The organism is Hymenobacter gummosus, from assembly GCF_003970915.1.
Classification (GTDB): Bacteria; Bacteroidota; Bacteroidia; order Cytophagales; family Hymenobacteraceae; genus Solirubrum; species Solirubrum gummosum.
Window position 1 is genome coordinate 1 of record NZ_RXOF01000019.1, and the last position, 21298, is coordinate 21298.

At 67.0% G+C, this 21298-nt stretch carries 20 protein-coding genes; 10 read left to right on the forward strand and 10 right to left on the reverse strand.

The genetic code is table 11. The features are described from left to right. Positions 1-144: 144 nt before the first annotated feature. From EJV47_RS24175 to EJV47_RS24195, 5 genes are all read right to left on the reverse strand, one after another. Positions 145-1245 carry an ATP-binding protein gene (locus EJV47_RS24175; protein ID WP_126695790.1) on the reverse strand — a complete coding sequence of 367 codons (1101 nt, stop codon included), beginning with the start codon at positions 1243-1245 and terminating at the stop codon, positions 145-147. 82 nt (positions 1246-1327) lie between these two features. Then, positions 1328-2878, reverse strand: a complete 1551-nt coding sequence (locus EJV47_RS24180) for a DUF5691 domain-containing protein (protein WP_126695791.1) — start codon at positions 2876-2878, stop codon at positions 1328-1330. Next, positions 2875-4242, reverse strand: coding sequence for an SWIM zinc finger family protein (locus EJV47_RS24185; protein WP_126695792.1), 1368 nt, complete (start codon positions 4240-4242; stop codon positions 2875-2877). The genes EJV47_RS24180 and EJV47_RS24185 overlap by 4 nt, the downstream gene beginning before the upstream one ends. A 190-nt stretch (positions 4243-4432) precedes the next feature. Beyond that, positions 4433-4792, reverse strand: a complete 360-nt coding sequence (locus tag EJV47_RS24190; RefSeq protein ID WP_126695793.1) for a putative signal transducing protein — start codon at positions 4790-4792, stop codon at positions 4433-4435. A 174-nt stretch (positions 4793-4966) separates the two neighbouring features. Beyond that, on the reverse strand, positions 4967-5590 hold the full coding sequence (locus EJV47_RS24195; RefSeq protein ID WP_126695794.1) for a hypothetical protein: 624 nt from the start codon (positions 5588-5590) through the stop codon (positions 4967-4969). Between the two features lie 69 nt (positions 5591-5659). On the opposite strand from EJV47_RS24195, the gene EJV47_RS24200 reads away from it, so the two are divergent. After that, positions 5660-6157 (forward strand): hypothetical protein, encoded by a 498-nt coding sequence (locus EJV47_RS24200; protein WP_126695795.1) that lies wholly within the window; start codon positions 5660-5662, stop codon positions 6155-6157. Between the two features lie 325 nt (positions 6158-6482). Here EJV47_RS24200 and EJV47_RS24205 read toward each other — a convergent pair whose 3' ends face one another. Further along, the gene (locus EJV47_RS24205) at positions 6483-8783 is read right to left on the reverse strand and encodes an efflux RND transporter permease subunit (protein WP_243651298.1); all 2301 of its coding nucleotides are present in this window, start codon (positions 8781-8783) and stop codon (positions 6483-6485) included. 121 nt (positions 8784-8904) lie between these two features. Between EJV47_RS24205 and EJV47_RS24210 the strand changes: the two genes are divergently transcribed. Next, a complete protein-coding gene (locus tag EJV47_RS24210) occupies positions 8905-9153 on the forward strand; it encodes a hypothetical protein (protein WP_126695796.1) in 249 nt (82 codons plus the stop codon). Positions 9154-9407: 254 nt separating this feature from the next. Here the strand turns inward: EJV47_RS24210 and EJV47_RS28775 are convergent, their stop codons facing one another. Further along, positions 9408-10478: an N-acetylmuramoyl-L-alanine amidase family protein gene (locus EJV47_RS28775; protein ID WP_243651299.1), complete on the reverse strand. Its 1071-nt coding sequence runs from the start codon at positions 10476-10478 to the stop codon at positions 9408-9410. Between the two features lie 216 nt (positions 10479-10694). Between EJV47_RS28775 and EJV47_RS24220 the strand changes: the two genes are divergently transcribed. From EJV47_RS24220 to EJV47_RS24235, 4 genes are all read left to right on the forward strand, one after another. Next, complete coding sequence (locus EJV47_RS24220) at positions 10695-11177, forward strand: SRPBCC family protein (protein WP_126695926.1); 483 nt, start codon at positions 10695-10697, stop codon at positions 11175-11177. Positions 11178-11182: 5 nt separating this feature from the next. Continuing rightward, positions 11183-11641 (forward strand): SMI1/KNR4 family protein, encoded by a 459-nt coding sequence (locus tag EJV47_RS24225; RefSeq protein ID WP_126695797.1) that lies wholly within the window; start codon positions 11183-11185, stop codon positions 11639-11641. Positions 11642-11700: 59 nt separating this feature from the next. Next, positions 11701-12495 (forward strand): thymidylate synthase, encoded by a 795-nt coding sequence (locus tag EJV47_RS24230; protein WP_126695798.1) that lies wholly within the window; start codon positions 11701-11703, stop codon positions 12493-12495. Between the two features lie 381 nt (positions 12496-12876). Then, positions 12877-13092: a hypothetical protein gene (locus tag EJV47_RS24235; RefSeq protein ID WP_126695799.1), complete on the forward strand. Its 216-nt coding sequence runs from the start codon at positions 12877-12879 to the stop codon at positions 13090-13092. On the opposite strand, the gene EJV47_RS24240 is transcribed toward EJV47_RS24235, so the two are convergent. The 3 genes from EJV47_RS24240 to EJV47_RS24250 form a co-directional block, all read right to left on the reverse strand. Beyond that, positions 13089-13928: an aminotransferase class IV gene (locus EJV47_RS24240; RefSeq protein WP_126695800.1), complete on the reverse strand. Its 840-nt coding sequence runs from the start codon at positions 13926-13928 to the stop codon at positions 13089-13091. The two genes, EJV47_RS24235 and EJV47_RS24240, sit on opposite strands and share 4 nt — an antisense overlap. After that, on the reverse strand, positions 13925-15076 hold the full coding sequence (dprA, locus tag EJV47_RS24245) for a DNA-processing protein DprA (protein ID WP_243651300.1): 1152 nt from the start codon (positions 15074-15076) through the stop codon (positions 13925-13927). The genes EJV47_RS24240 and dprA overlap by 4 nt, the downstream gene beginning before the upstream one ends. Before the next feature lie 251 nt (positions 15077-15327). After that, a complete protein-coding gene (locus EJV47_RS24250; RefSeq protein ID WP_126695801.1) occupies positions 15328-15708 on the reverse strand; it encodes a MerR family transcriptional regulator in 381 nt (126 codons plus the stop codon). Between the two features lie 266 nt (positions 15709-15974). Here EJV47_RS24250 and alaS point away from each other — a divergent pair, with 266 nt between their 5' ends. From alaS to EJV47_RS24270, 4 genes are all read left to right on the forward strand, one after another. Further along, entirely contained in the window at positions 15975-18707 is a 2733-nt protein-coding gene (alaS, locus tag EJV47_RS24255) for an alanine--tRNA ligase (RefSeq protein ID WP_126695802.1), read from the forward strand. A 324-nt stretch (positions 18708-19031) separates the two neighbouring features. Continuing rightward, positions 19032-19610, forward strand: a complete 579-nt coding sequence (locus tag EJV47_RS24260) for a hypothetical protein (protein ID WP_126695803.1) — start codon at positions 19032-19034, stop codon at positions 19608-19610. Between the two features lie 20 nt (positions 19611-19630). Further along, complete coding sequence (locus EJV47_RS24265; protein WP_126695804.1) at positions 19631-20365, forward strand: DUF1963 domain-containing protein; 735 nt, start codon at positions 19631-19633, stop codon at positions 20363-20365. Positions 20366-20469: 104 nt separating this feature from the next. Next, complete coding sequence (locus EJV47_RS24270) at positions 20470-21255, forward strand: energy transducer TonB (RefSeq protein ID WP_126695805.1); 786 nt, start codon at positions 20470-20472, stop codon at positions 21253-21255. The last annotated feature ends 43 nt before the right edge of the window (positions 21256-21298 follow it).

Below are 21298 nucleotides of genomic sequence, written 5' to 3' on the forward strand. Positions count from 1 at the left end.
CATTGCCACGGTCTGTTCCGTCATGGTCGGGGAAGGAGTGAAGCGTCAGATACTTCAAACCTACCCTGTTCCGGGCGGAACAGATTTCTTTTTGCCCCAGCTTTAGTACCCCGCAACTTGGGTTAGCAACGAAACGACGGGGCTTTACTCCACCACCTCCCGGCAGGCCCGGTACAGGTCTTTCCACCCCTCGCGCTCCTTCACCACGGTTTCCAGGTATTCCAGCCACACCACGCGGTCCTGCACGGGGTCTTTCACCACGGCGCCGGTGAGGCCGGCGGCCAGGTCGGCGGCCTGCAGGGTGCCGTCGCCGAAGTAGGCGGCCAGGGCCAAGCCGCTGTTGAGCACCGAAATGGCCTCGCCGGTGCTCAAGGTGCCGCTGGGGCTTTTGAGCTTGGTCTTGCCGTTCTCGGTCACGCCGCCGCGCAGCTCCCGAAACACCGTCACCAGGCGGCTGATCTGCTCCAGGGCGGCCGTGGTGGGCGGCAGCTGCAGGGCCCGGCCCGTCTTCTCCACCCGGCTCTGCACAATCTGCACTTCCTCGGCCACCGACGTGGGCAGGGGCAGCACCACCGTATTGAAGCGGCGGCGCAGGGCGCTGCTCAGCTCGTTGACGCCCTTGTCCCGGTCGTTGGCGGTGGCAATGACGTTGAAGCCCCGCGTGGCAGCCACCTCCGTGCTCAGCTCCGGCACCGGCAGCACCTTCTCGGAAAGCACCGTAATCAGCGTGTCCTGCACGTCGGCCGGAATGCGCGTCAGCTCCTCGATGCGCACCAGCGCGCCCTCGCGCATGCCGCGCAGCAGGGGTGAGGGCACCAGGGCGTCGGGCGAAGGGCCTTCGGCAATGAGGCGGGCGTAGTTCCAGGAGTAGCGGATGGCGTCCTCGGAGGTGCCGGCCGTGCCCTGGATAAGCAGGTTGGAGTGCCCGCTGATGGCCGCCGTCAGGTGCTCCGACACCCAGCTTTTGGCCGTGCCGGGCACGCCCAGCAGCAGCAGGGCGCGGTCGGTGGCCAGGGTGGCCACGGCAATTTCCATCAGCCGCCGCTGCCCGATGTACTTGGGCTCGATGACGAAGCCGTTGTCGAGCGTGCCGCCGAGCAGGTAGGTCACCACGGCCCAGGGTGAGAGGTGCCAGTTCGGGGGCTTGGGCCGGTCGTCGGCGGCGCGCAGGGCGGCTAGTTCTTCGGCGTACTGCACCTCGGCGTGCGGGCGCAGGATGTCAGGGGTGCTGGGCGTGGCGGACATGGCGGAACGAGGGTAGGATGAAAGACTGGAAAATCGGGCGGAGGCGTCCGGGTATAGTGCTGACGTGAGCTACGCGCGGGCCTCAGCCGCCGTCGGGGGCGGGCGGCTCGGTGAAGGTGCCGGCCAGCTGCTCCCGGAACTGCAGCGCGTCGAGCAGGTGGTTGAAGGCGTAGTTCAGCGAGGGTTCGACTTCCCGCAGCGCGTTCAGCACCTCGGCGCAGCGGGCGTACTGCTCGGGCGGCACGGCCCCCTGCATGTGGCGCAGCAGGGCCTGCAGGCGGTAGTGCAGGCTGTAGCGCGGCGCCGTGCCCGATACGGTCAGCGTGTTTTCGATGAGGCGCAGGGCCCGCTCGGTGAGGGCGGCGGGCCAGGGGCCTGGCGCAGTCAGCAGCAGCGGCTCCCAGGCGGCTTCGGGCTGGCCCAGGCGCGGCTGATTTGGCAGCTCCCGCAGCAGCAGGGCGTGCACCTCGGTGGGCGGCAGCAGCTCCGTCACCACCTCGGCGGGCAGCAGCACTACCTTCGGATTGGCCAGCTGCAGGCCCAGGTAGGCCAGGGCCCAGTCGGCGGCGCGGTGCAGGTGCAGGGCTTCGCGCCAGGCGCCCAGCAGCAGGTCGGACCACTCGCCGGCGGCGGCCAGCTGCAGCAGCTTGTCGGGGCCGACCTGCCAGTGGGCGGCCCAGCGCTGGGGCGGCACCAGGGCCAGTAGCTGCCCGAGCCAGGCGGCTTTTTCGCCGGTGTAGCGCGCGTCCTTCTGCTCGATACCGTCGGCCAGCCAGCCGGCGTCCCAGGCTTCGGGCAGGGTGACTTCCAGCTTGTCGGCGCCGAGGAGGGGCGTTTTAAGGTTCAGGTAGGGCTGGGCGCGCTGCCACAGGCGCTCGGCCAGGGCGCTGCAGGGCAGGCGGGCCAGCAGGGGCACCACGGCGCGGCGCACTTCCTTGCTTTTGGAGGCGAGGTAGGGCGTGAGCAGGGCCTCGTCGGCGGGATTGGGCTGCTGCAGGGCGGCCAGCAGCACGGCCTGGTTGCGGGCGGGCTCCTGGGGCAGGGCGGCGGCCAGCAATTCGCGGGCCCGGGCCGGGTCGCGGCGCAGCAGGGCGGCGAGGTAGTCGCGGCGCTGGGCGGGCGTACCGGTGTCCCAGGAGGCTGCGTCGGCGGCGGAGGCGGCCAGCAGGGCGGTCCAGGCGGGGTTCAGCGCGGCCAGCCAGGCCCCGCGGGTGCCCAGCACGGCGGCGGCCGGCTCGCGCAGCTCGGGGCGGGTAGCGGCCAGCTCGAGCAGGGCGACCAGCAGGCGGTGCGGCACCCGGCGGCCGTGGCGGGCCAGCGCCTGCAGGTAGCCGGGCAGCAGCTCGGGGTACTGCCCGTCGAGCAGCTGGCGCAGGGCGTCGGTGCCGGTTTTGCCCAGGGCGGGGAGGGTTTCGGGGCCGGCGGGGGCGGGCGCGGCAGCCGTTACGGTAGGCGCGAGGTAGCCGGCTTTGCGCATCAGGCCCAGGGCGCCGGCGGCGTGCAGCAGCTGGGCTTCGGCGGGGGCGTCGGGTGGGGCGGGCAGCTCGGGCAGGGCCGGCACGGGGCCGCTGCCCTGACGGGTGCCCAGCAAAGCCAGGCGCAGCAGCTGGGGCCAGGCGGTGGGGTCGGTCATGGCGCGGTGGGGGCCGCTACGGGCGCGGCGGCGCTGGTGTAGGTGATGGGCAGAAAGGTGCGGCCGTTCCACTCTCCGAACAGGGTAATGGGGTACCCGCCGCTGGCCGCCAGCAAGTCCCAGCCGGCGGGGCTGTCGGGGTGCAGCGCGAGCTGCTGGCCAGTGGGCGCGTGGCGCAGAGCCACCTGCCCGTCGGGCAGCAGCACGGGCACCATACCGGCCAGGGTGCCGGGCCACTCGCGCAGCCAGGGCAGCCGGCCCAGGGCGGCGGCGTAGGCGTCGAGCAGCTCGGCGGGCGCGGTGGCGGGAGGCAGTTGCTCGGTTTGCAGGCCCCGGAAGGTCCAGTCGGGCCCGACGGCGGCGCGCAAACCCAGGGCGCCGGGGTAGAACACCACCCCGCCCCGGTACCGGGCCCCGAACACCAGCGGGGTGGCGAAGGGCTGCCCGCCGAAGCTGAACTCCAGTACCAGGGCGTAGCGCCCGGCCGTTTCGCCCCAGAGCCAGCTGCGGCGCACCAGCAGCCGCTCTTCCTCGATGCTCACCTGCCCGGCCACCAACCAGGTATCCGTCACGGCGGGCTGCCGGGCCAGCAGCTCCTCCTTCTTCACGTTCACGCCGGCCAGCTGCAATACATCCTGCCGCAAGGCCTCCGGCAGCTCATCCAGGCGCAGCAGGGCGCGGGCCAGCAGATACAGCTCCCCGAGGCGGCTCAGCTGCCGCTCGGGCCAGTCGGCACCGGCGTAGCGCAGGCCGGGCAACTCGCGCAGGGTGGCCGCCAGGCCCGGCACCTGGTCGTCGACGAGGCGGGCGGCCTGCTGTTCCCAGAAGGCGGCGCCCTGCTGCTCGGCCTGGGCCAAGCCGGTGCCCATCACGTCGTGCAGCCAAGTGAGCAGCTCGGCGGCCCCGCGCGCCATGCGCTGCCGCCGGGCCGGGGCTACGGCGGCGCCGGCCGGGGCATCGGGGGCCGCAGCTTCCTCGGGCGCGTCGGCCGCTTTGGCAGCGGCTTCCTCGGCTTTCACGGCTTTCTTTTCCTGGGTTTGCTGGCGCTTGCCCAGCCATTCGGCCAGCCAGGCGGGCGGCTCGGTACCGCTTAGGAGCTGGGGCTGGCGGGCCAGCAGAATCAGCAGGCCGGCGCCGTGCTTGCAGGGGAAGACGCGGCTGGGGCAGGAGCACTTAAAGGCCGGGCCGCCGCCCAGGTCGATGCCGACCAGGTAGGGCTTGGAGCCGCTGCCGGCGCACTCGCCCCAGGCGGCTTCGGTGGTCTGGCCCAGGTTCTGCCACTTACTGGGCGAGGCCAGCTCCAGGCCGCGCTTGAGCGTGCCGGCGTCGGGTATCAGGGAGCGGGCCTGTTCTTCGGTCCACATAAAGACGGCGCGGGGAATACGGGCGGAGGTAACATATAGCGCGGCCGGGCCGCGGCGGGCAAGATAGACGCTGCCGGGCAAATGGCCGCCGCGGTGGCAATCGGTGACTGAGCGAGTGAGTGAATGAGTGATTGACCTGGACGTCTGCTCAATTCACTCATTCACTCAGCCACTCATTCACCGATGGGTCTCAGGCCGAAAATTCCTCGCCGCAGTGCTGGCAGCGGTGCAGGGTGGTGCCGGCGTAGAAGATGCGTTTGTACCAGGGCTGCTGGGCCTCGGGCTCGGGCCACACGTGGTAGGAGCCGCAGTGGGGGCAGCGCACGGCGGCCCGCTCGGTGCGCCGCCGCTCAAACTCGGCCACGATGTCCTGGGCCGCGGCCACGTCTTCTTCCTCGATGAGCAAGCGGAAGTACAGCCCGTCGCCGAAGGGTAGGGTGGCCGGGCCGTAGTTTTTCACCAGGCTCACAATGCCGGCCTCGTCGTGCAGGCGCTGGTACAGGCCCACGGCTTCGGTGTAGGTGAGGTATTCGGCGGCGGGGACGAGCATCACCGGCAAAGGTAGCGGGGCCAGCCGGCCGGAAAAGCCGGGTACGCCAGGATGTAGCGCGGGCTTTAGCCCGCGTTGCGCAGGACGATTGTTGCGGAACGGATGGCGTCTGGATGATTGGGGTTACTATCTGCCGGACGCGGGCTGAAGCCCGCGCTACCCACTCACCCGCTGCTACCGGCGCTTGCTGCGCCGCGCCCCGGTGGCATTCAGCTGGCTGCGGAGCTTGGCCACGTACAGCAGCAGGCCCAGGCTGAGCACGGCCAGGCCGGCGGCCAGCAACTGGGGCGTGCTGCGGCCCGACTGGGCTTCGCGGGCGGCGTCCTCGGCGTCGCGCAGTTTTTTCTCGCGCTGCTTGTCGCGCAGCTCCAGGTTGGCAATCTGGTTTTGCAGGTCGTAAAACCGCTCCTTGGTGGAGGTCTGGTCGGTCTGGGCCACGGTGACCTGCTGCACGGCCTGCTGCTTTTCGGCCACGAGGCTGGCCTGGCGGCGCAGTTCCCCGTCTTTCAGCGCCTTCACAATCTCGGTATCCTTGCGGATGATGCCTTTCAGGGCGTCGATGACTTCCTGCAGGTCTTTCTTGGATGGCTTGTTGGCCAGAAAGGCGTTGCGCTGGGCGTTGGCGGCCTCGTAATCTTTAATCAGGGTTTCGCGCTGCTGAATCAGGCCCGGCAGCGGGTCGGTAGGGGCGGCGGGGGGCGTCTGGGCCGGGGCGGCGGGGGACGTCAGCAGCAGGGCAGCGGCCACGAGCCGGGTCGCCGCGGAGCGGGAGAGGGGCAGCAAAGCAGAAAGGGTCATGCGGTAAAAATCAGGCGGATAAGCCAGTCGGGCCTTGGCCGGAGCTGCCGGAATGCGTAACCCGGCAGCATGAAACGCTACCTATACGCAGCTATTGCCGCCATGGCGGTCCTGGCCTCGGCCTGTGCCGGCGCCAAAGCTACCACGGCCACCGCCGACAACGGCCCGCGCCTGACCGGCTCCAACAACGTCCCGCAAAGCTACTACGACCAGGCCCGCCGCACCGTGGCGCCCTTCGCCCTGGTGGAAGCCAGCCCCGACGCCGACTACGGCTACACCGCCGAGAAGCCCGCCTGCGTGGGCGGCATCAAAGACAACGACTGCGCCCGCAACGAGCAGCGCTTCCTCAACGCCCTGCGCGGCCCCGAAGGCCAGGAAATCAGCTGCCGCCGCCTCGGCAGCTGCTGCGGCTTCAGCACCCCCAACGGCCTGATCAATAACATGGGCCTGCTCGACGTGTACCAGCTCACCTGGCCTGGCCAGGACAAGCCCGTTAAGCTCTACCTCAACTGCTACGACAGCGAATCCCTGCGCATTCCCCAGGGCCTGCGCGTCGCCGGGCTGTAGGCGCGGCTTCCACCTCGAACAGCCGCCCGTCGAAATTTTCGACAGCGGGGTAGCAGCGTCCGACTCCCGTGTCGAAAATTTCGACAGGCTTCCCCGAAGGCTTGGGATGCCTTGCCGCCGTTCGCGGCAAGGCATCCCAAGCCTTCGACCATACTTCCTCCGTTCGCGGCAAGGCATCCCAAGCGTCCGACCACGCTTCCGCCGTTCGCGGCAGGGCTTCCCAAGCGTCCGGAAAACCTTCCGCCGTTCGCGGCAGGGCATCCTAAACGTCCGACCACGCTGCCGCGAATGGCGGAAGCGTGGTCGATCTGCTTCACGTCCCTTTTCAGGCTGCTGCGTGCCGGGCCCGGCCCACGCGGGGCTTTTTGTAGAACAGCAGGATGAGGATGGGCAGCAGGGTCAGCTCGGCCACCACGCCGAAGAGCAGGGTGAGGCCGATGAGCAGGCCCACGTAGAAGGTGCCGTCGAAGGAGGAGAACAGCAGGGTGCTGAAGCCGCCCACCAGGATGAGGGAGGTGACGATGACGGCCTTGCCGGCCAGCCGGTAGGTGCGGCTCACGGCGCGCCGGACGGTGGGCTCCTTGCCCAGCATCAGGCGCAGCTTGCTGATGAAGTGAATGGTGTCGTCGACGGCAATGCCGAAGGCAATGGTGAAGATGATGCTGGTGCTGACTTTCATGGGCACCCCGCACAAACCCATCACCCCGCCCACCACCACGATGGGCAAGAGGTTCGGGATGAGCACCACCGGCACCATGCGGATGGAGCGGAACAGGGCCAGCACGATGGCCGTGACCATCAGCACGTCGACCCCGATGCCGATGAGCATGTCGCGCGTGAGGTTCTGGTTGTTCTTGTCGATGAGCAGGGCGGAGCCGGTCTGCCGGGTGCGCAGGACGGTGGGGTCGGTGTGCTCCCGCAGGAAGCGCTGCAGGCCCCGGTTGAGGCCGGCCACCGTGGTGCTGCCTGGGTCGGGCATGCGGCCGGTCAGGCGGCCCTGGCTGGCGTCTTCCAGGGCCAGGGCCCGAAACTCGGCCTTCTTCCGGAACGGCCGCACCCGCCGCAGCAGCCGCTGCAGCTCGGCTTCCGAGTCGGGGAGGCGGTACTCTTCCAGCGCGCCCCCGTTCACGGCCTTGCGCACCGACTTGACCACCGTCACGGGCGAGGCCACGAAGCGCAGGCCGTAGCCCCGTTGCAGGTAATTCTCGATTTCCTCGGTTTCGCGCAGCACGTCGAGGCTGAAGACCGAGCGGCCGCCCTGCGGAACCAGGTGCAGCTCGAAGGGGCGCACCCCGGCAAACTGCCGCTCGAAGAAGCGGAAGTCCAGCTGCACCGGGTCGTCGTCGGCCAGGTCGTCCAGGAGGCGCGACTCGATGCGCACGCGCGAGGCGGCGGCGAGGCTGCCGGCCACCAGCACGGCGGCGGCCCCCAAAATCCAGCGGCGGCGCAGCAGCACCAGGCGCAGCAGGCGCGTGAGCGGCCCGTCCCAGCTGCGCCCGGCCCCAAACTGCTGCTGCGGCCGCGGCAGCAGCACCAGCAGGGCCGGCAGCAGCGTGAAGGAAAGGGCGTAGGCAATGAGCACCGCCAGCCCCGTGTACAGCCCGAAGTTGTGAATCGGCCGAATGTGGCTGGTCGTGAGCGTGAAGAAGCCCAGCGAGGTGGTCAGCGCCGACAGCCCCGAGCCGAACATTGACTCCTTCATGCTCACGCGCAGGGCCGGCACCGTCGGGGTGCCTTCGCCCGTCTCCGTCACGTAGCGCGTGAGCAGGTGCACCGAGTCGGCAATGCCCACCACGCACATCATCACCGGCAGCAGGGCCGTCATCAGGTCGATGCCCGCCCCCGACCAGCCTACCAGGGCCAGCCCCCCGATGGTAGCCCCGGCCACCACCGTCAGCGGCAGCACCACGCCCCACCAGGCCCGGAACGTAAGCCAGAGCAGCCCCATCACCAGCAGCACCGACAAGGACACGAACAGGGCCATTTCCACCTTGAGCCGGTCCACGAACACCGACTGCGCCACCAGCTTGCCCCCGAGGTGAATCCGCGCGTCGGGGATGCCCAGGCGCGTCAGCTCCCCGCGCAGGGCCGCCATCAGCGAGTCGCCGGGCGGCTTCTTGAGGTCGGGGTCCGTCAGCAAGACCACCGTCACGGCCCGCGCGTCGGGCGCGAACAGGTTGCCCACCAGCCCGGGCGTGCGGTAAATCAGGGCCGAGTCCTGGGCGCGGCTGGCGGGGTCGGTGGCGAGGCGGTCGAGGTGCAGGTAGGGTACGTTGAACACGCCCAGGCCCTCCACGATGGGGTTGGCGGCGGTGGTGGGCCCGATGACCTGCTGCACGTGGGCCTGCCGCTGCGCGAAGTGAGTAAAGGTGTCGACACGCTGGGCAAAGCCGGCGTCGAACAGGGTGCGCCCGGCCGGCGCCTCCAGGCCCACGAGCACGTAGTCGTTGTCGTTGCCGAAGCGGGCGGCGTAGTCCTGGTAATAGGCCAGGTCCGGGTCGCCGGTGGGGTAGAAGTCGTTGAAATTGTAGTTGAAGCGCAGGCGGGCGAGGCCCGTCAGGGCCACGAGGCCCAGGATGGCCAGCCCGGCCAGGGTCAGAAAGCTCAGGGAGCGGGGACGAAGCACGCGGTAAAGCTAGGGTGAACCGGCGGCGGTATCGGGGGCGTTGCGTAGATTAGGGCCGGCGGTTGAGCCAACCGCCCGTTTCCGGCTTTTGTTTCTTCTCACCCCATTCAATTTCCACCCCATGAAAAACGCCCTGCTCGCCCTGGCCCTGTTCGCCTTCGTCGGCACCGCCTCCGCCCACGACAAGGACGGCAAAGACAAGGACAAGAAAGGCGCCAAGAAGGAAAACTGCTCGGCCGAAATGAAGGCCGGCTGCGCTTCCAAGGGTGCCACCGCCGGCACCCCGTCCTGCTGCATGAAGAAAGGTGCTTCGGCCTCGGCCGCTGCCCCCGCCGCCCAGCCGGCCGCCCCGGCCGTGAAGTCGCTGTAAGGGGCCTCACCCCCCCCGGCCCCCTCTCCCGTGGAGAGGGGGAGCCTGATGTCAGCAACGACAGCGGGAGCCATGAGCATCAGGCTCATGGCTCCCGCTTTGTGTTTCCGCACTGCTCAGTGCGGAGAAATCATTTAGGCTACTTCGATAGCACACCAGCGGCGGGCAGCGGAGGCGCTAGCCGGAGCTGCCCGCGTCGTTGCTGATGGCTGGCTCCCCCTCTCCACGGGAGAGGGGGCCGGGGGGGTGAGGCCCTACTGCTTTTCCAGCGTCTTGCGCTGGTAGTCGTGGATGGCGCCCTCGCAGATCCAGTTGGCCAGGGCCTGGCGGTTCTGGGGCAGCACGAAGCGGCGCTGGTCCTTGCTGTTGCGGATGTTGCCCAGTTCGATGAAAACGGTGGGCGCGTAGCTGTTGCGCACCACGTAGAGGCTGGTGCGCGGCGAGACGGTGCCCACGTAGGGGCGGTTGGGCTGGTAGCGGGCGTAGCGGCGCTTGAAGACCTGGTGGATATTCTTCGCGAGGCGCAGCCCCACGGCGCTGCGCTCGTGGTGGTAAAAGAACACGTCGGTGTTCAGGCCCGCCGAGCGGCTGTCGACGTGGATAGTAATCATGCGCTGGTAGGTTTTCTTGCCGTAGCGCCCGTGCAGACGGTTGATGGCGTTGGTGTACTGGCGCAGGCGGGCTACGTGGCCCAGCGGGATGGTCAGGTTGGGGTAGGTCAGCTCGTCGGAGTCCATCTTCAGCACGCCCTCGTCGCGGATGCCGTCGTCGGGGTCCTGCACAATCATGTGCACGGTGGCGCCGTGCTCCATCAGTACCCGGGCCAGGCGCACGGTCACGTCGTAGGCGTACTCGTCCTCGGCCAGCTTGTAGTTGCCGTACTGGCCCACCGCGCCGGGGTCGGGCCCGCCGTGGCCCGACATGAGGTAGAACACGGCCCCGCGCAGGGCTTGGTCGCTGGCCGTGGGGCGGCCGTACTTGCCGAACAGCAACGCTGTGCTGCCGCTGCGCCCCTTCACGGCCCGCACCACCTCGGTTTTGGCCGCGGCCTTCTTCGGGCTGCCGCTTTTCTTCTTGGCCGCCGCCAGCTGCGCCGCCGATTTGCGGGCGGGCAAACGGTAGGTTTTGCCCACCCGCAGGCTGTTGCGCGGGCCCAGGTTGGCTTTGTTCAGGGCCACAAACTCCCGCTCGTACAGCCGTGGATTCAACCCGTGGCGCACCAGCAGCGTCGAAATGACGTCGCCGCGGCGGGGAGTGACCTTGCGATAATGCTGGCTAAAGGCTGCAACCGGAATGAGCAGGAGAAGGAGCAGAAGTATTCGCAAGGCAGCGGAAAGTCGGGTTGGAACGAGGCGGAGTAAGCAGGGCTAAGTAGCGGAAAAAGGCTGGATAACGACCGGGTAGGTGGGTAATAAATAGGACACGGCTAGGGGTAGTACCGCAAAAGTAGTCACAGGAGTTGCTGCGGGAAGTAATTCGGCGCGTACTTGGGCGTATTATTTGTGCCCTAAGCGCATGATTACCGGCCTGATTGCTGCGTGATGCCGACCGTTGAAGTTTCTACCGTTATCCGGGCGCCCCGCGCCCGCTGCTACCAGCTGGCGCTGAGCGTCGACCTGCACGCGCTGTCGACGGCCCGCACCGGGGAGCAGATTGTGGGCGGCGTGCGCAGCGGCCTGCTGCAGCTGGGCGACTCGGTCACGTTCCGCGCCCGGCACTTCGGCGTGTGGCAGCAGTTCACCAGCAAAGTCACCGAAACCCGGCCGCCGGCCTACTTCTGCGACGAGATGCAGCGCGGCGCCTTCCGCTCCATGCGCCACGAGCATTACTTCACCGAAACCGCCGGCCTGACCGAAATGCGGGACGTGTTTCACTTCGTTTCCCCGCTGGGCCCACTGGGCCGCCTCGCCGATGCTCTGGTGCTGCGCCGCTACCTGCGCCGGTTTCTGGCCGAGCGCGGCGCCGTCATCAAGCACTACGCCGAAACCGACGCCTGGCAACAGGTGCTGCCCGGCACCACCTGAACGCCATGACCATTGCCGAGTGCCTGCCGCAACTCCTGTCCGACCCGAATTATCAGCTGCTGCCGCCGGCTGCGGAAGCGGCGCTGCAGCAGCTGGAGCAGGCGGCGGCAGCGCCCCTGCCCGGCCAGCTGCGGGACTTATACCGGCTCAGCAACGGCATTGCGGAATACATGGACCTGGGCGCCGGCGTTGAGCTGGTCGGCTACCTGGTACTGCCCGCCGAAGAAGCTGCCGGGGAAAACCGGGCCGTCCGCCTGCACCCGCAAAGCCCAACGGAGGCTACTCTGCTGATTTTTGCGCACGCCTACACCGATGGTGGCCGGTTCGGGTTTCGGGTAGCTGATTTGCCGGCCGCGCAGTCCGCCGTTTACTGTTGGTTTCCCCTCGAAGACGAGCTGGAGCTGGTTGCCAACTCACTGCCGGAGTTTCTGCTGGGCTGGGCCGGCGGGCAGATTAGCATTTGAGCCTAGCTCCGGTGCCGCCTGCTTACTTTTGTCAACTACCCTAGCCCGCTTCCGCCGCCATGCAGCAATACCACGACCTTCTGCGCCACATCCTCGCCCAGGGCGCCCAAAAGACCGACCGCACCGGCACCGGCACCTTGTCGGTGTTCGGCTACCAGATGCGCTTCGATTTACAGCAGGGCTTTCCGCTGGTTACCACCAAGAAGGTGCACCTGAAGAGCATCATCCACGAATTGCTCTGGTTTCTGCAGGGTGACACCAACACCGCCTACCTCAAGGAGCACGGCGTGAGCATCTGGGACGAATGGGCCGACGCCGCGGGCAACCTCGGCCCCGTCTACGGCAAGCAGTGGCGCAGCTGGCCCGACGGCCGCGGCGGCCACATCGACCAGATGCAGCAGGTGCTCGACCAGCTGCGCCGCTCCCCCGATTCGCGCCGCATCCTCGTCTCGGCCTGGAACGTGGCCGAGCTCGACCAGATGGCTCTGATGCCCTGCCACGCCCTGTTCCAGTTCTACGTGGCCGACGGCAAGCTCAGCTGCCAGCTCTACCAGCGCTCCGCCGACGTGTTCCTCGGCGTGCCCTTCAACATTGCCAGCTACGCCCTGCTCACGCTGATGGTGGCCCAGGTAACGGGCCTGCAGCCCGGCGAATTTATCTGGACCGGCGGCGACACCCACCTCTACAGCAACCACCTGGAGCAGGCCCGGCTGCAGCTCAGCCGGGAGCCCCGCCCGCTGCCGCAGATGCGCCTGAATCCCGCCGTGCAGGATTTGTTCAGCTTCCGGTACGACGATTTTAAGCTCGAAAACTACGACCCCTGGCCGGCCATCAAAGCTCCCGTGGCCGTGTAGCGGCGGAGCGCCTGACCTTGCTAAGTTGCAAAAGACCGTTCGCGGCATTTCTCCCGGGAAATGCGCGGCGGTCTTTTTTGTTTGAATGGTATTATGTTGGTAATGCCCTGGCTGCAACTGGTAAGATGGATAGTGCTTTGGCTAGGAAATAGCCTACTGATATGGCCGGCAAAGGGCTCATAAGCTATTATTTGGAAAGTTGAATCACATTTTCATGTGATAGAAAGACTGATTTTGCGACTTCCGGCGTTGTAGTACAAACGCCGGAAGCCTCTTCAGCGGACAAGGCTGATAGATCCGAAAAAAGGCCCAATCTTTGTGTTGGGAAAATTAAACCCTGGCGTCTGAATCCAATCAAATCGGTCTGACGTACGTAAGCCCGTGACTTCCACCACTTCATACCCGACGCTTTCCCCTGCCTTTGGCCGCTGCCCGCTGCCACTGCGGCACCGCGTCCTCATTGCGCTGTACGCGCTGGAGCTGGGCCGGCAGTCCCGCGCCGAAATTCTGGCCATCAACGACGTGACCGAAGCCGATTTGCAGGAATTCCAGGCCGACTGGCTGCGTATGCGCCGGCGCGGCCGCGTCAAGGCCTAAACGGCCTCCCAGCGTCGCAGGTCCGCTAGTAAAGGGTGGTCGGCGGCAAAAAGAACGGATTCTATTTGGGCCACAGCCCGGATGCCGGCCACGTTGGCCGTAAATGCGGCCTCGGCCGTGAGCAGCTCCGCCGCGGCAAACAACCCTTCCTGGCAGGGCAAGCCGTGGGCCCGTGCCACCCGCAGCAAGTGCGCCCGGCGTATTCCGGCCACGCAGCCGCTTTCGAGGCTCGGCGTGTACAACACCCCGTTTTTCAGCCAGAACACGGCCGCGGCTACGGCTTCGGCCACGTGGCCGTGGGCGTCGAGCAAGAGCAGCTCGTCGAGGCCGCGCGCCTGCCGCTCCTGGGCGGCCAGCACGTAATGCAGCGCGTACGGCCCCTTGCAAAAGGACAGGGGGGAAAACTGCGTGCGGATGCCCGTGGCAAAGCTGGCTTGTGCAATCAGGGCGTCATGGGGCGTGAAGGGCGCGGCCGTCAGCAGCCAGTGGGCGTTGGCGGTGGGCGGGGCGTAGAGGCCGCCGCCCCCGCGCCAGAGCTGCAGCCGCAGGCGCACCGGGCCGGCTACGCCGCTGGCCGCGGCAAAGCGGGTTAGGGTGGCGCCTAGAGCGGCCGGCGTGCTCAGGGAGGCGGGCAAGTCCAGGTGCAGGGCGGCGGCGGCGCGCTGGAGGCGGGCGGCGTGGTCGGGCAGCCACTTGACGCGGCCGCCCGCGCAAATCAGCGTCTCGAAAAAGCCGTCGTTGAACTGCAAGCCGCGGTTGGGTAGGGGCAGGCGCACGGCTTCAAGGGGCAGCAGCTCCCCATCGAACATAGCCAGCGTGGAAGCTTCGGCGCTCATACCAGCGCGAATTTCTTGCCCGGCAGGGCCCGCACCACGCCCCGAAACTCCAGCCCCAGCAGCAAGGTCGACACCTCGTTGATGGGCAACTGGGCCTGCCAGCTCAGCTCGTCGATCTGCTTTTCCTTGCAGGCCTGCAGAATTTCGAGCAGGCTGAACTCCTGGGCCGTAAAGTCGGCCGGGCTGAGGGCGGAGGCCGGCACGGCGGCGGGCTGCAGCGCGCCGTCCCAGTTGAGCAGCTGCTCCACGTCCTGGGGGCCGGTGTAGATGGCGGCCCGCTGGTTGCGAATCAGGTGGTTGCAGCCCTCCGAAGCGGGCTGGTCGAGGCGGCCGGGCACGGCCAGCACTTCGCGGTTGTAATCCTGGGCCAGCTCGGCGGTGATGAGCGCACCGCCTTTTTTGGCCGCTTCCACCACCACCGTGGCGTCGGCCAGCCCGGCAATGATTCTATTCCGCGCGGGGAAGTTGTACTTGTCGGGCGGGGTGCCGAAGGTGAATTCGGTGAGCAGGCCGCCGCCCTGCTCCAGCATCTTTTCGGCGGTGCGGCGGTGGGCATGGGGGTAGATGCTGTCGAGCCCGGTAGCCATGACGCCCACGGTCGGCAGGTTTTCCTGCAGGGCCGCGCGGTGGGCCACGATGTCGATGCCGTAGGCCAGGCCGCTGACGATGAGCGGCTGGTAGGGCGCCACGCCTTTGATGAGCTTCTCGGTCTGCTCGCGGCCGTAGTCGGTGGCCTGGCGGGTGCCCACCACGGCCAGGGTGCGCGCATTGTTTAGCTCGGCCGTGCCCTGGTAGTAGAGCAGCACCGGCGCGTCGGGCACGGGGCGCAGGCGGGCGGGGTAGTCGGGGCGGGTGTAGTAGAGCAGGCGGGCGCCGTCTTTCTCGGCCCGGCGCAGCACCTGCTCGGCCTGGCGCAGGGCGGGGCCGGCGTTGCGCAGCACGTTTACCAGCGCGGGGCCCACGCCGGGCACTTTCAGCAGGCGGGCCTGGGGCGCGTCGAGCACGTTCTGGGCCGAGCCCAGGTAGCCGATGAGCTGGCGCGTGACCAGCGGGCCGATGCCGGGCAGCAAGGTCAGGGCGACTTCGGATAGGAGGGAAGCGGGTGCGGTGGCTGGCTGCGCATCGGCAGCAGAGGCAAATAGCGGCACGGCAATACGTCGTTAATAACCCTGGCTCGGAAAGCGTCGAGCCCGGTAAGCGGTAAATATAGTTTCCTGGTACCCATCGGTCCTACAGCCGCGTAGCGGCGCCATATCAACAGCCGGCAAGAACCGATAAGAACGACTGAGCTCCGTAGGAGCGGTACCTTGACCGCGCGGTCAAGGTACCGCTCCTACGGAGCTCGGGTTTGTTTTTGGCTACGGCTTTCTATTGGCGTGACGCCGCTACGCGGCTGGGGCTACTGCTCGGGCTGCTGAGCGGGATTCTGCTGCTTCCCGGCCACGTCCAGCTCCTTGCGCAGCTGCACCAGGAAGTTGCGCACCTTTTCCAGGGAGTGAATCACGTCGACTTTCTCCTTGAGCTGGGGGCCGCGCTGCTTCATAATGTCGCGGGCGCCGGGGATGGTGTAGCCGCGCTCCTTTACCAGGTGGTAGATGGTGCGGAAGGTCTCAATGTCCTGCGGAGAGTAAAGGCGGTTGCCTTTCTTGCTCTTGCGTGGCTTCAGATCCTCGAACTCGGTTTCCCAGAAGCGGATCAGCGAGGGCGCCACGTCGAACTGCGCGGCCACTTCGCCGATGGTGTAGTACTGCTTCTCGATGTCGCGCTCTTTGTAGGGCATGGGGCGGGTAGAACTGAGACCTTAGAAATTAGAGCTGAGAAGCGCATTACGCGGGACGAAAAGGCGTCAGAACAGGTCTCAGTTCTAACTTCTCAATTCTCACTTCTCCAAACTACCTTTGCCGGAAGGCGTTTCCGGGGCCGCTGCGGCGGCTTCCGAAGCCGAAAAATAGCCAAAAACCGGCGGCGGCCAATTTTTCCGGCTGCCGCGTTGTTCCAAACCGATACCCACGTTACGCGCCGCTTCCCGCGCGCCCGCAGCCGCTCATGTCACTTCCCTCCGCTTCCCAGGTTCGTCAGCAGTTCCTCGACTTCTTCGCCTCCAAGGGCCACCACATCGTGCCCTCGGCCCCCATCGTGGTGAAGGACGACCCCACGCTGATGTTCATCAACTCGGGCATGGCCCCGTTCAAGGACTTCTTCCTGGGCAACAAGCCCGCCCCGTACAAGCGCATTGCCGACACGCAGAAGTGCCTGCGCGTGAGCGGCAAGCACAACGACCTGGAGGAGGTAGGCTACGACACCTACCACCACACCATGTTTGAAATGCTCGGGAACTGGTCGTTCGGCGACTACTTCAAGACCGACGCCATTGCCTGGGCCTGGGAGCTGCTGACCGAGGTGTATAAGCTGCCCAAGGACCGCCTGTACGTGACCTACTTCGAGGGCGACCAGGGCGACGGCACCGCCGCCGACACCGAGACCCAGGAGCTGTGGCGCAAGTACACCACCGATGACCGCATTCTGCCCGGCAACAAGAAGGACAACTTCTGGGAAATGGGCGACACGGGCCCCTGCGGCCCCTGCACCGAAATCCACATCGACCTGCGCAGCGAGGAAGAAGTGGCCCAGAAGCCCGGCCGCGAGCTGGTGAATGCCGACCACCCGCAGGTCGTCGAAATCTGGAACAACGTGTTCATGGAGTTTGAGCGTCGCGCCGACAAGTCGCTCATCAAGCTCCCCCAGCAGAACGTGGACACCGGCATGGGCTTCGAGCGCCTGATGATGGCCGTATCGGGCGTGAAGTCGAACTACGACACCGACGTATTCCAGCCGCTCATCCAGTTCATTGCCAAGGAAGCCGGCGTGCAGTACCACGGCACGACGCCGGGAATTAATAATGAAGAATTAAGAATTAATAATTCGGTAGAGGCCGACAACAATCAACAATCAACAATCAACAATCAACAGCAGAAAACCGACATTGCGGTGCGCGTCATTGCCGACCACATCCGCACCATCGCCTTTACCATTGCCGACGGGCAGCTGCCTAGCAACGTGAAGGCTGGCTACGTCATCCGCCGCATCCTGCGCCGGGCCGTGCGCTACGCCTTCTCCTCGCTGAACCAGAAGCAGCCCTTCCTCTACAAGATCGTGCCGGTGCTGGCCGACCACATGAGCGGCATCTTCCCCGAGCTGAAAGCCCAGGAGAAGTTTGTGACGCGCGTGATTGAGGAGGAGGAAATTGCCTTCCTGCGCACCCTCGAAAACGGCCTGCGCCGCTTCGACGCGCTGGAAGAAGGCTTCCGCCAGAACGGCGGCCACGTCGACGGCAAGTCGGCGTTCGAACTCTCCGACACCTTCGGCTTTCCCTTCGATTTGACGGCCCTGCTGGCCCGCGAAAAGGGGCTGACGGTGAGCGAGGAGGAGTTCAAAAAGGAGCTGGAGCAGCAGAAGGCCCGCTCGCGCAACGCCTCCGAGCAGGAGCAGAGCGACTGGACCATCGTGGAGCCCTCGCAGGAGCAGCCGCGCTTCGTGGGCTACGACGCCACCACGGCCGAGGCGCGCATCCTGCGCTACCGCGCCGTGACGCAGAAGGGCAAAACCGAGTACCAGCTGGTGCTCGACCAGACCCCGTTCTACGCCGAGTCGGGCGGGCAAGTGGGCGACACGGGCTACCTGCTCACCCCGCTCTCCAAGGTGCGCGTCATCGACACCAAGAAGGAAAACGACCTCATCGTGCACTACACGCTGGATTTGCCGCACGACCTCGACGCCGCGGTGACGGCCCAGGTGGACGAGGCCCGGCGCCAGCAGATTCGCAAAAACCACTCGGCCACCCACCTCATGCACGCGGCCCTGCGCCAGGTGCTCGGTACGCACGTGGCCCAGCGCGGCTCGCTCGTGAACGAAAAGCTGCTGCGCTTCGACTTCTCGCACTTCTCGAAAGTGACCGAGGACCAGCTGCGCGAGGTGGAGCGCATCGTCAATGAGCGCATCCGCCAGCAGATTCCGCTGGGCGAGGAGCGCGCCGTGCCGCTGGAAGTGGCCAAGGAGCGCGGCGCCACGGCCCTGTTCGGCGAGAAGTACGCCGACGTGGTGCGCGTCATCACCTTCGATGCCGACTACTCGGTGGAGCTGTGCGGCGGCATTCACGCGCCCAACACCGGCGAAATCGGCTTCTTCAAGATTGTGAGCGAGTCGGCCGTGGGCGCCGGGGTGCGCCGCGTGGAAGCCGTGACGGCCGAGCGCGCCGAGCAGTTTGTGGACGAGCAGCTGGACCTGCTGGCCCAGGTGCGCGAGCTGCTGGGCAACCCCCAGCACCTGACCACCAGCATCCAGAAGCTCTCGGAGGAAACCGCCACCCTGCGCAAACAGCTGGAGCAGGCCGAGCAGCAGCAGCTCGGGCAGCTCAAGGACCAGCTGGCCCAGCAGGTGAAGCCGCTCAATGGCGTAAACTTCCTGGCCGCCAAAGTGCCCGCCCGCTCGGCCGACGCGCTCAAAACGCTGGCCTTCGGCCTGCGCCAAGTGACGGAAAACCTGGTGCTGGTGCTCGGCGCCGACGTGGACGGCAAGCCCCAGCTGGCGGTGATGCTCGACGACGAGCTGGCCAAGGGCGGCAAGCTCAACGCCTCGCAGCTGGTGCGCGAGCTGGCCAAGGAAATCCAGGGCGGCGGCGGCGGCCAGCCGTTCTTCGCCACCGCCGGCGGCAAGAATGCGGCCGGGCTGGACGCTGCTATCGGTAAGGCCGAAGGGCTGGTGAGCGGGTTGCTGGGGTAATTCCTGGCTGACGCTGGATCAATAAGCAACGGCTCCGGGCGGCAACGTCCGGGGCCGTTGGCGTTTTAGGGCCGTTCGGGCAATGCAGAGACGCATACTTGCGTCTCGTCGTTGAACATCCTCGTGGGGCGTCAATACCCAGGCGGCGCGGACGAGGAGACGCGAAACGCCGCGTCTCTACACGCGGGAGGCACTATTGGAAATAATTCTGAAAGCTGGACCAGAATTATTTCCGACGGCCAGAAATAATTTTACTCCGTCAGTCAGAATTATTTCCACCCGCCAGAAATAATTTTAGACTTTTAACAAAAATTATTTCCGCTTATGGCCCGCCCCGCTACCCATTCGAGCTTATCGCGGCTATACACGCATTTTGGGCTGAAAGCATACGAGCTGGCCCAATACCTGGGCATTACGGCCGTTCAGCTGAGCCGCATGAACACGGGGCAGCGCCCGTACAGCCAAGAGGCGCGTGAGGGTCTGGCCCCTTTCGAGGCGGCCTTGGAAGCGGCCACCGCCGCCCCGCCGCCCCCGGTGCTGGAGGCGCCCGACGCGGCTCCGCTGCAGCGCCGGCTGCGCTACTGTGAGCACCACGCCCGCCGCCTGCGCTGGGAGCTGCGCCCCCTGGAGGAACAGGCGCGGCAGGCTGGTGCCCGGGTGGCTGCGCTGCCTGCTGTGCGGGCCGCGCTGGCCCCCGACCCCGGCCCCGAGAACAAGCCCGCCGTCAGCCGCGCCACCTGGCCGGCCTGGCTGAACTGGTTTCGGCACCGCTGGCTGGGCGAGTATTTTACGGCCCTGCCCGCTGACCTAAGCGCCCAGTATCACCTACTACGGCTGCAAGCCGAAGCCCTGGAAACCGAAGCCGCCGCTTTGCAACAGCTGCTGGCCGGCGAAACAACCTGAACCCTCGCGTGTACTGCGCCATGAAGATGCCTGAACCGAGCCCGGAGCTACTCGCGCAGCTACAAGGCTTGCTGCTGCCCAAAACCCAGCTTACCGTCGCGCCCGCTGCCCGGCCCGCCGCTACCCAGCTGCTCTCGCACCTCGGCGGCGACCCGTACTTCGAAGCGGGGGAAGCCTGGCCCGTGAACCCCAATACCGGGCAGCCGCTGGAGCTGATTTTTCAGCTGGTGGACGAGGGCGGCCGCCTGAACTGGCCCTTCCCGGCCGCGGTGGTGCAGTTCTACCTCGATCAGTACGGCGAGGAGGGCGTGTACGACGACAGCGACCCGGCCCAGTACCGCTTCCAGGTGTACCCCGCCATCCGGCCCGGGCAGCAAGCCCTGGTGCCGCGCCCGGCCGCGCTGCCGGCCATCGGGTGCTACAGCATCACGGCGCAGCCCCGGCAGTCCTTGCCCGACGACGACGAGCTGGAGCTGATTAGTCCCGCTACCAAGGCCCTGTGCCGACAGCTCGCGGGCGAGAAGTGGCGCAAGGTCTACAACGCCGCCGTGGCGGCCGTGCTGGGTGAGGCGCCGGACCTGGGCTCCTGGGTGGGCGGCTACGCCCAGTGGCTGCAGGGCGCCTATCCCACGGGTGAGTTTCTGCTGCAGTTCGACAGCAACGAGGCCTTTATGTGGGGCGACTCCGGGCTGCTGTACTTTTGCTACGACCCGGCCGATCCGGCGGCGGTTTCGTTTCAGCTGCAGAGCTGCTGAGGCGGCCGGCGGGTTCTGCACCAGGGCGTTGCCGTTTGGTTATTTGCCGGAGTGACTGCGCACAGTTGGCCGCAAGGTGCTATTTTTAACCAAACGATTGGACAATGAAAGTGCTGTTATTGGCGGCTTGCGCGCTGCTCGGTCCGGTTGCGGCCTGGGCCCAGGCGCCGCAGGAGTGCATCAAGGATTCGCTGGTAAGCTTCTACGACATCGACTGGGTGGCGGTGAAGCCGGCCCAGGCGTACTACCTGCAGGTAAAAATGCCCGCGCGGGCCGGAGCGCCCGCGCTGACGCGGATTTTCTTTCCCGATGGCCGCCTCTACTCCGAAGTCAGCTACAGCACCGCCGACCGGCGCGTGGTGCAGGGCCCGGTGCGCACCTGGTACCCCGACGGGCAGCCGCGGCTGGACTACCGCGCCGACGACGGGAAAATCGACGGCTACCTGCGCAGCTACTACGCCGACGGCCGCCTGAAGCGCAACGACCTCTACGACCACGGCCGGCTGATCAAGGGGCAGTATTTCACGCCCGACGGGGAATTGGTGCAGCCCCACGTGCCGGTGCAGCAGGACCCGGCCTTCCCCGGCGGCCCGGCCGCCCTGACCAGCTACCTGCAGGGCCACCTCACGTACCCCACGTCCCTCACCGACGTGGGCGACGGGCAGGTGCTGGTAGCCTTTACCGTGACGGCCCGCGGCGACGTGACGGATGTACGCGTGCAGACCAGCATCAGCCCCCAGCTGGACGCCGCCGCCGTGGCCGCCGTGCGTACCCTGCCCGCGTTCGAGCCCGGCCGCATCGACGGGGAACGAACCCCTATGACGGTGCTGGTGCCCATCACCTTCAAAGCTCCGGGCGTTATCAAGGCCATGCGCCAGCTGGGGCTGTAGCGGCCCCCGGGCCGTCGGCTGCCTGTGCACAACGGCCCGCGGG

Excerpts from the sequence above, each read along its gene's own strand:
- EJV47_RS24265 (WP_126695804.1), top strand. The coding sequence starts at position 19,631 with ATGAAGATGCCTGAACCGAGCCCGGAGCTACTCGCGCAGCTACAAGGC.
- EJV47_RS24225 (WP_126695797.1), top strand. The coding sequence starts at position 11,183 with ATGACCATTGCCGAGTGCCTGCCGCAACTCCTGTCCGACCCGAATTAT.
- EJV47_RS24250 (WP_126695801.1), bottom strand. The coding sequence starts at position 15,708 with ATGCCCTACAAAGAGCGCGACATCGAGAAGCAGTACTACACCATCGGC.
- EJV47_RS24220 (WP_126695926.1), top strand. The coding sequence starts at position 10,695 with ATGCCGACCGTTGAAGTTTCTACCGTTATCCGGGCGCCCCGCGCCCGC.
- EJV47_RS24195 (WP_126695794.1), bottom strand. The coding sequence starts at position 5,590 with ATGACCCTTTCTGCTTTGCTGCCCCTCTCCCGCTCCGCGGCGACCCGG.
- EJV47_RS24180 (WP_126695791.1), bottom strand. The coding sequence starts at position 2,878 with ATGACCGACCCCACCGCCTGGCCCCAGCTGCTGCGCCTGGCTTTGCTG.
- EJV47_RS24260 (WP_126695803.1), top strand. The coding sequence starts at position 19,032 with ATGGCCCGCCCCGCTACCCATTCGAGCTTATCGCGGCTATACACGCAT.
- EJV47_RS24190 (WP_126695793.1), bottom strand. The coding sequence starts at position 4,792 with ATGCTCGTCCCCGCCGCCGAATACCTCACCTACACCGAAGCCGTGGGC.
- EJV47_RS24230 (WP_126695798.1), top strand. The coding sequence starts at position 11,701 with ATGCAGCAATACCACGACCTTCTGCGCCACATCCTCGCCCAGGGCGCC.
- alaS (WP_126695802.1), top strand. The coding sequence starts at position 15,975 with ATGTCACTTCCCTCCGCTTCCCAGGTTCGTCAGCAGTTCCTCGACTTC.
- EJV47_RS24240 (WP_126695800.1), bottom strand. The coding sequence starts at position 13,928 with ATGAGCGCCGAAGCTTCCACGCTGGCTATGTTCGATGGGGAGCTGCTG.
- EJV47_RS24270 (WP_126695805.1), top strand. The coding sequence starts at position 20,470 with ATGAAAGTGCTGTTATTGGCGGCTTGCGCGCTGCTCGGTCCGGTTGCG.
- EJV47_RS24210 (WP_126695796.1), top strand. The coding sequence starts at position 8,905 with ATGAAAAACGCCCTGCTCGCCCTGGCCCTGTTCGCCTTCGTCGGCACC.
- EJV47_RS24185 (WP_126695792.1), bottom strand. The coding sequence starts at position 4,242 with ATGTGGACCGAAGAACAGGCCCGCTCCCTGATACCCGACGCCGGCACG.
- EJV47_RS24175 (WP_126695790.1), bottom strand. The coding sequence starts at position 1,245 with ATGTCCGCCACGCCCAGCACCCCTGACATCCTGCGCCCGCACGCCGAG.
- EJV47_RS24200 (WP_126695795.1), top strand. The coding sequence starts at position 5,660 with ATGAAACGCTACCTATACGCAGCTATTGCCGCCATGGCGGTCCTGGCC.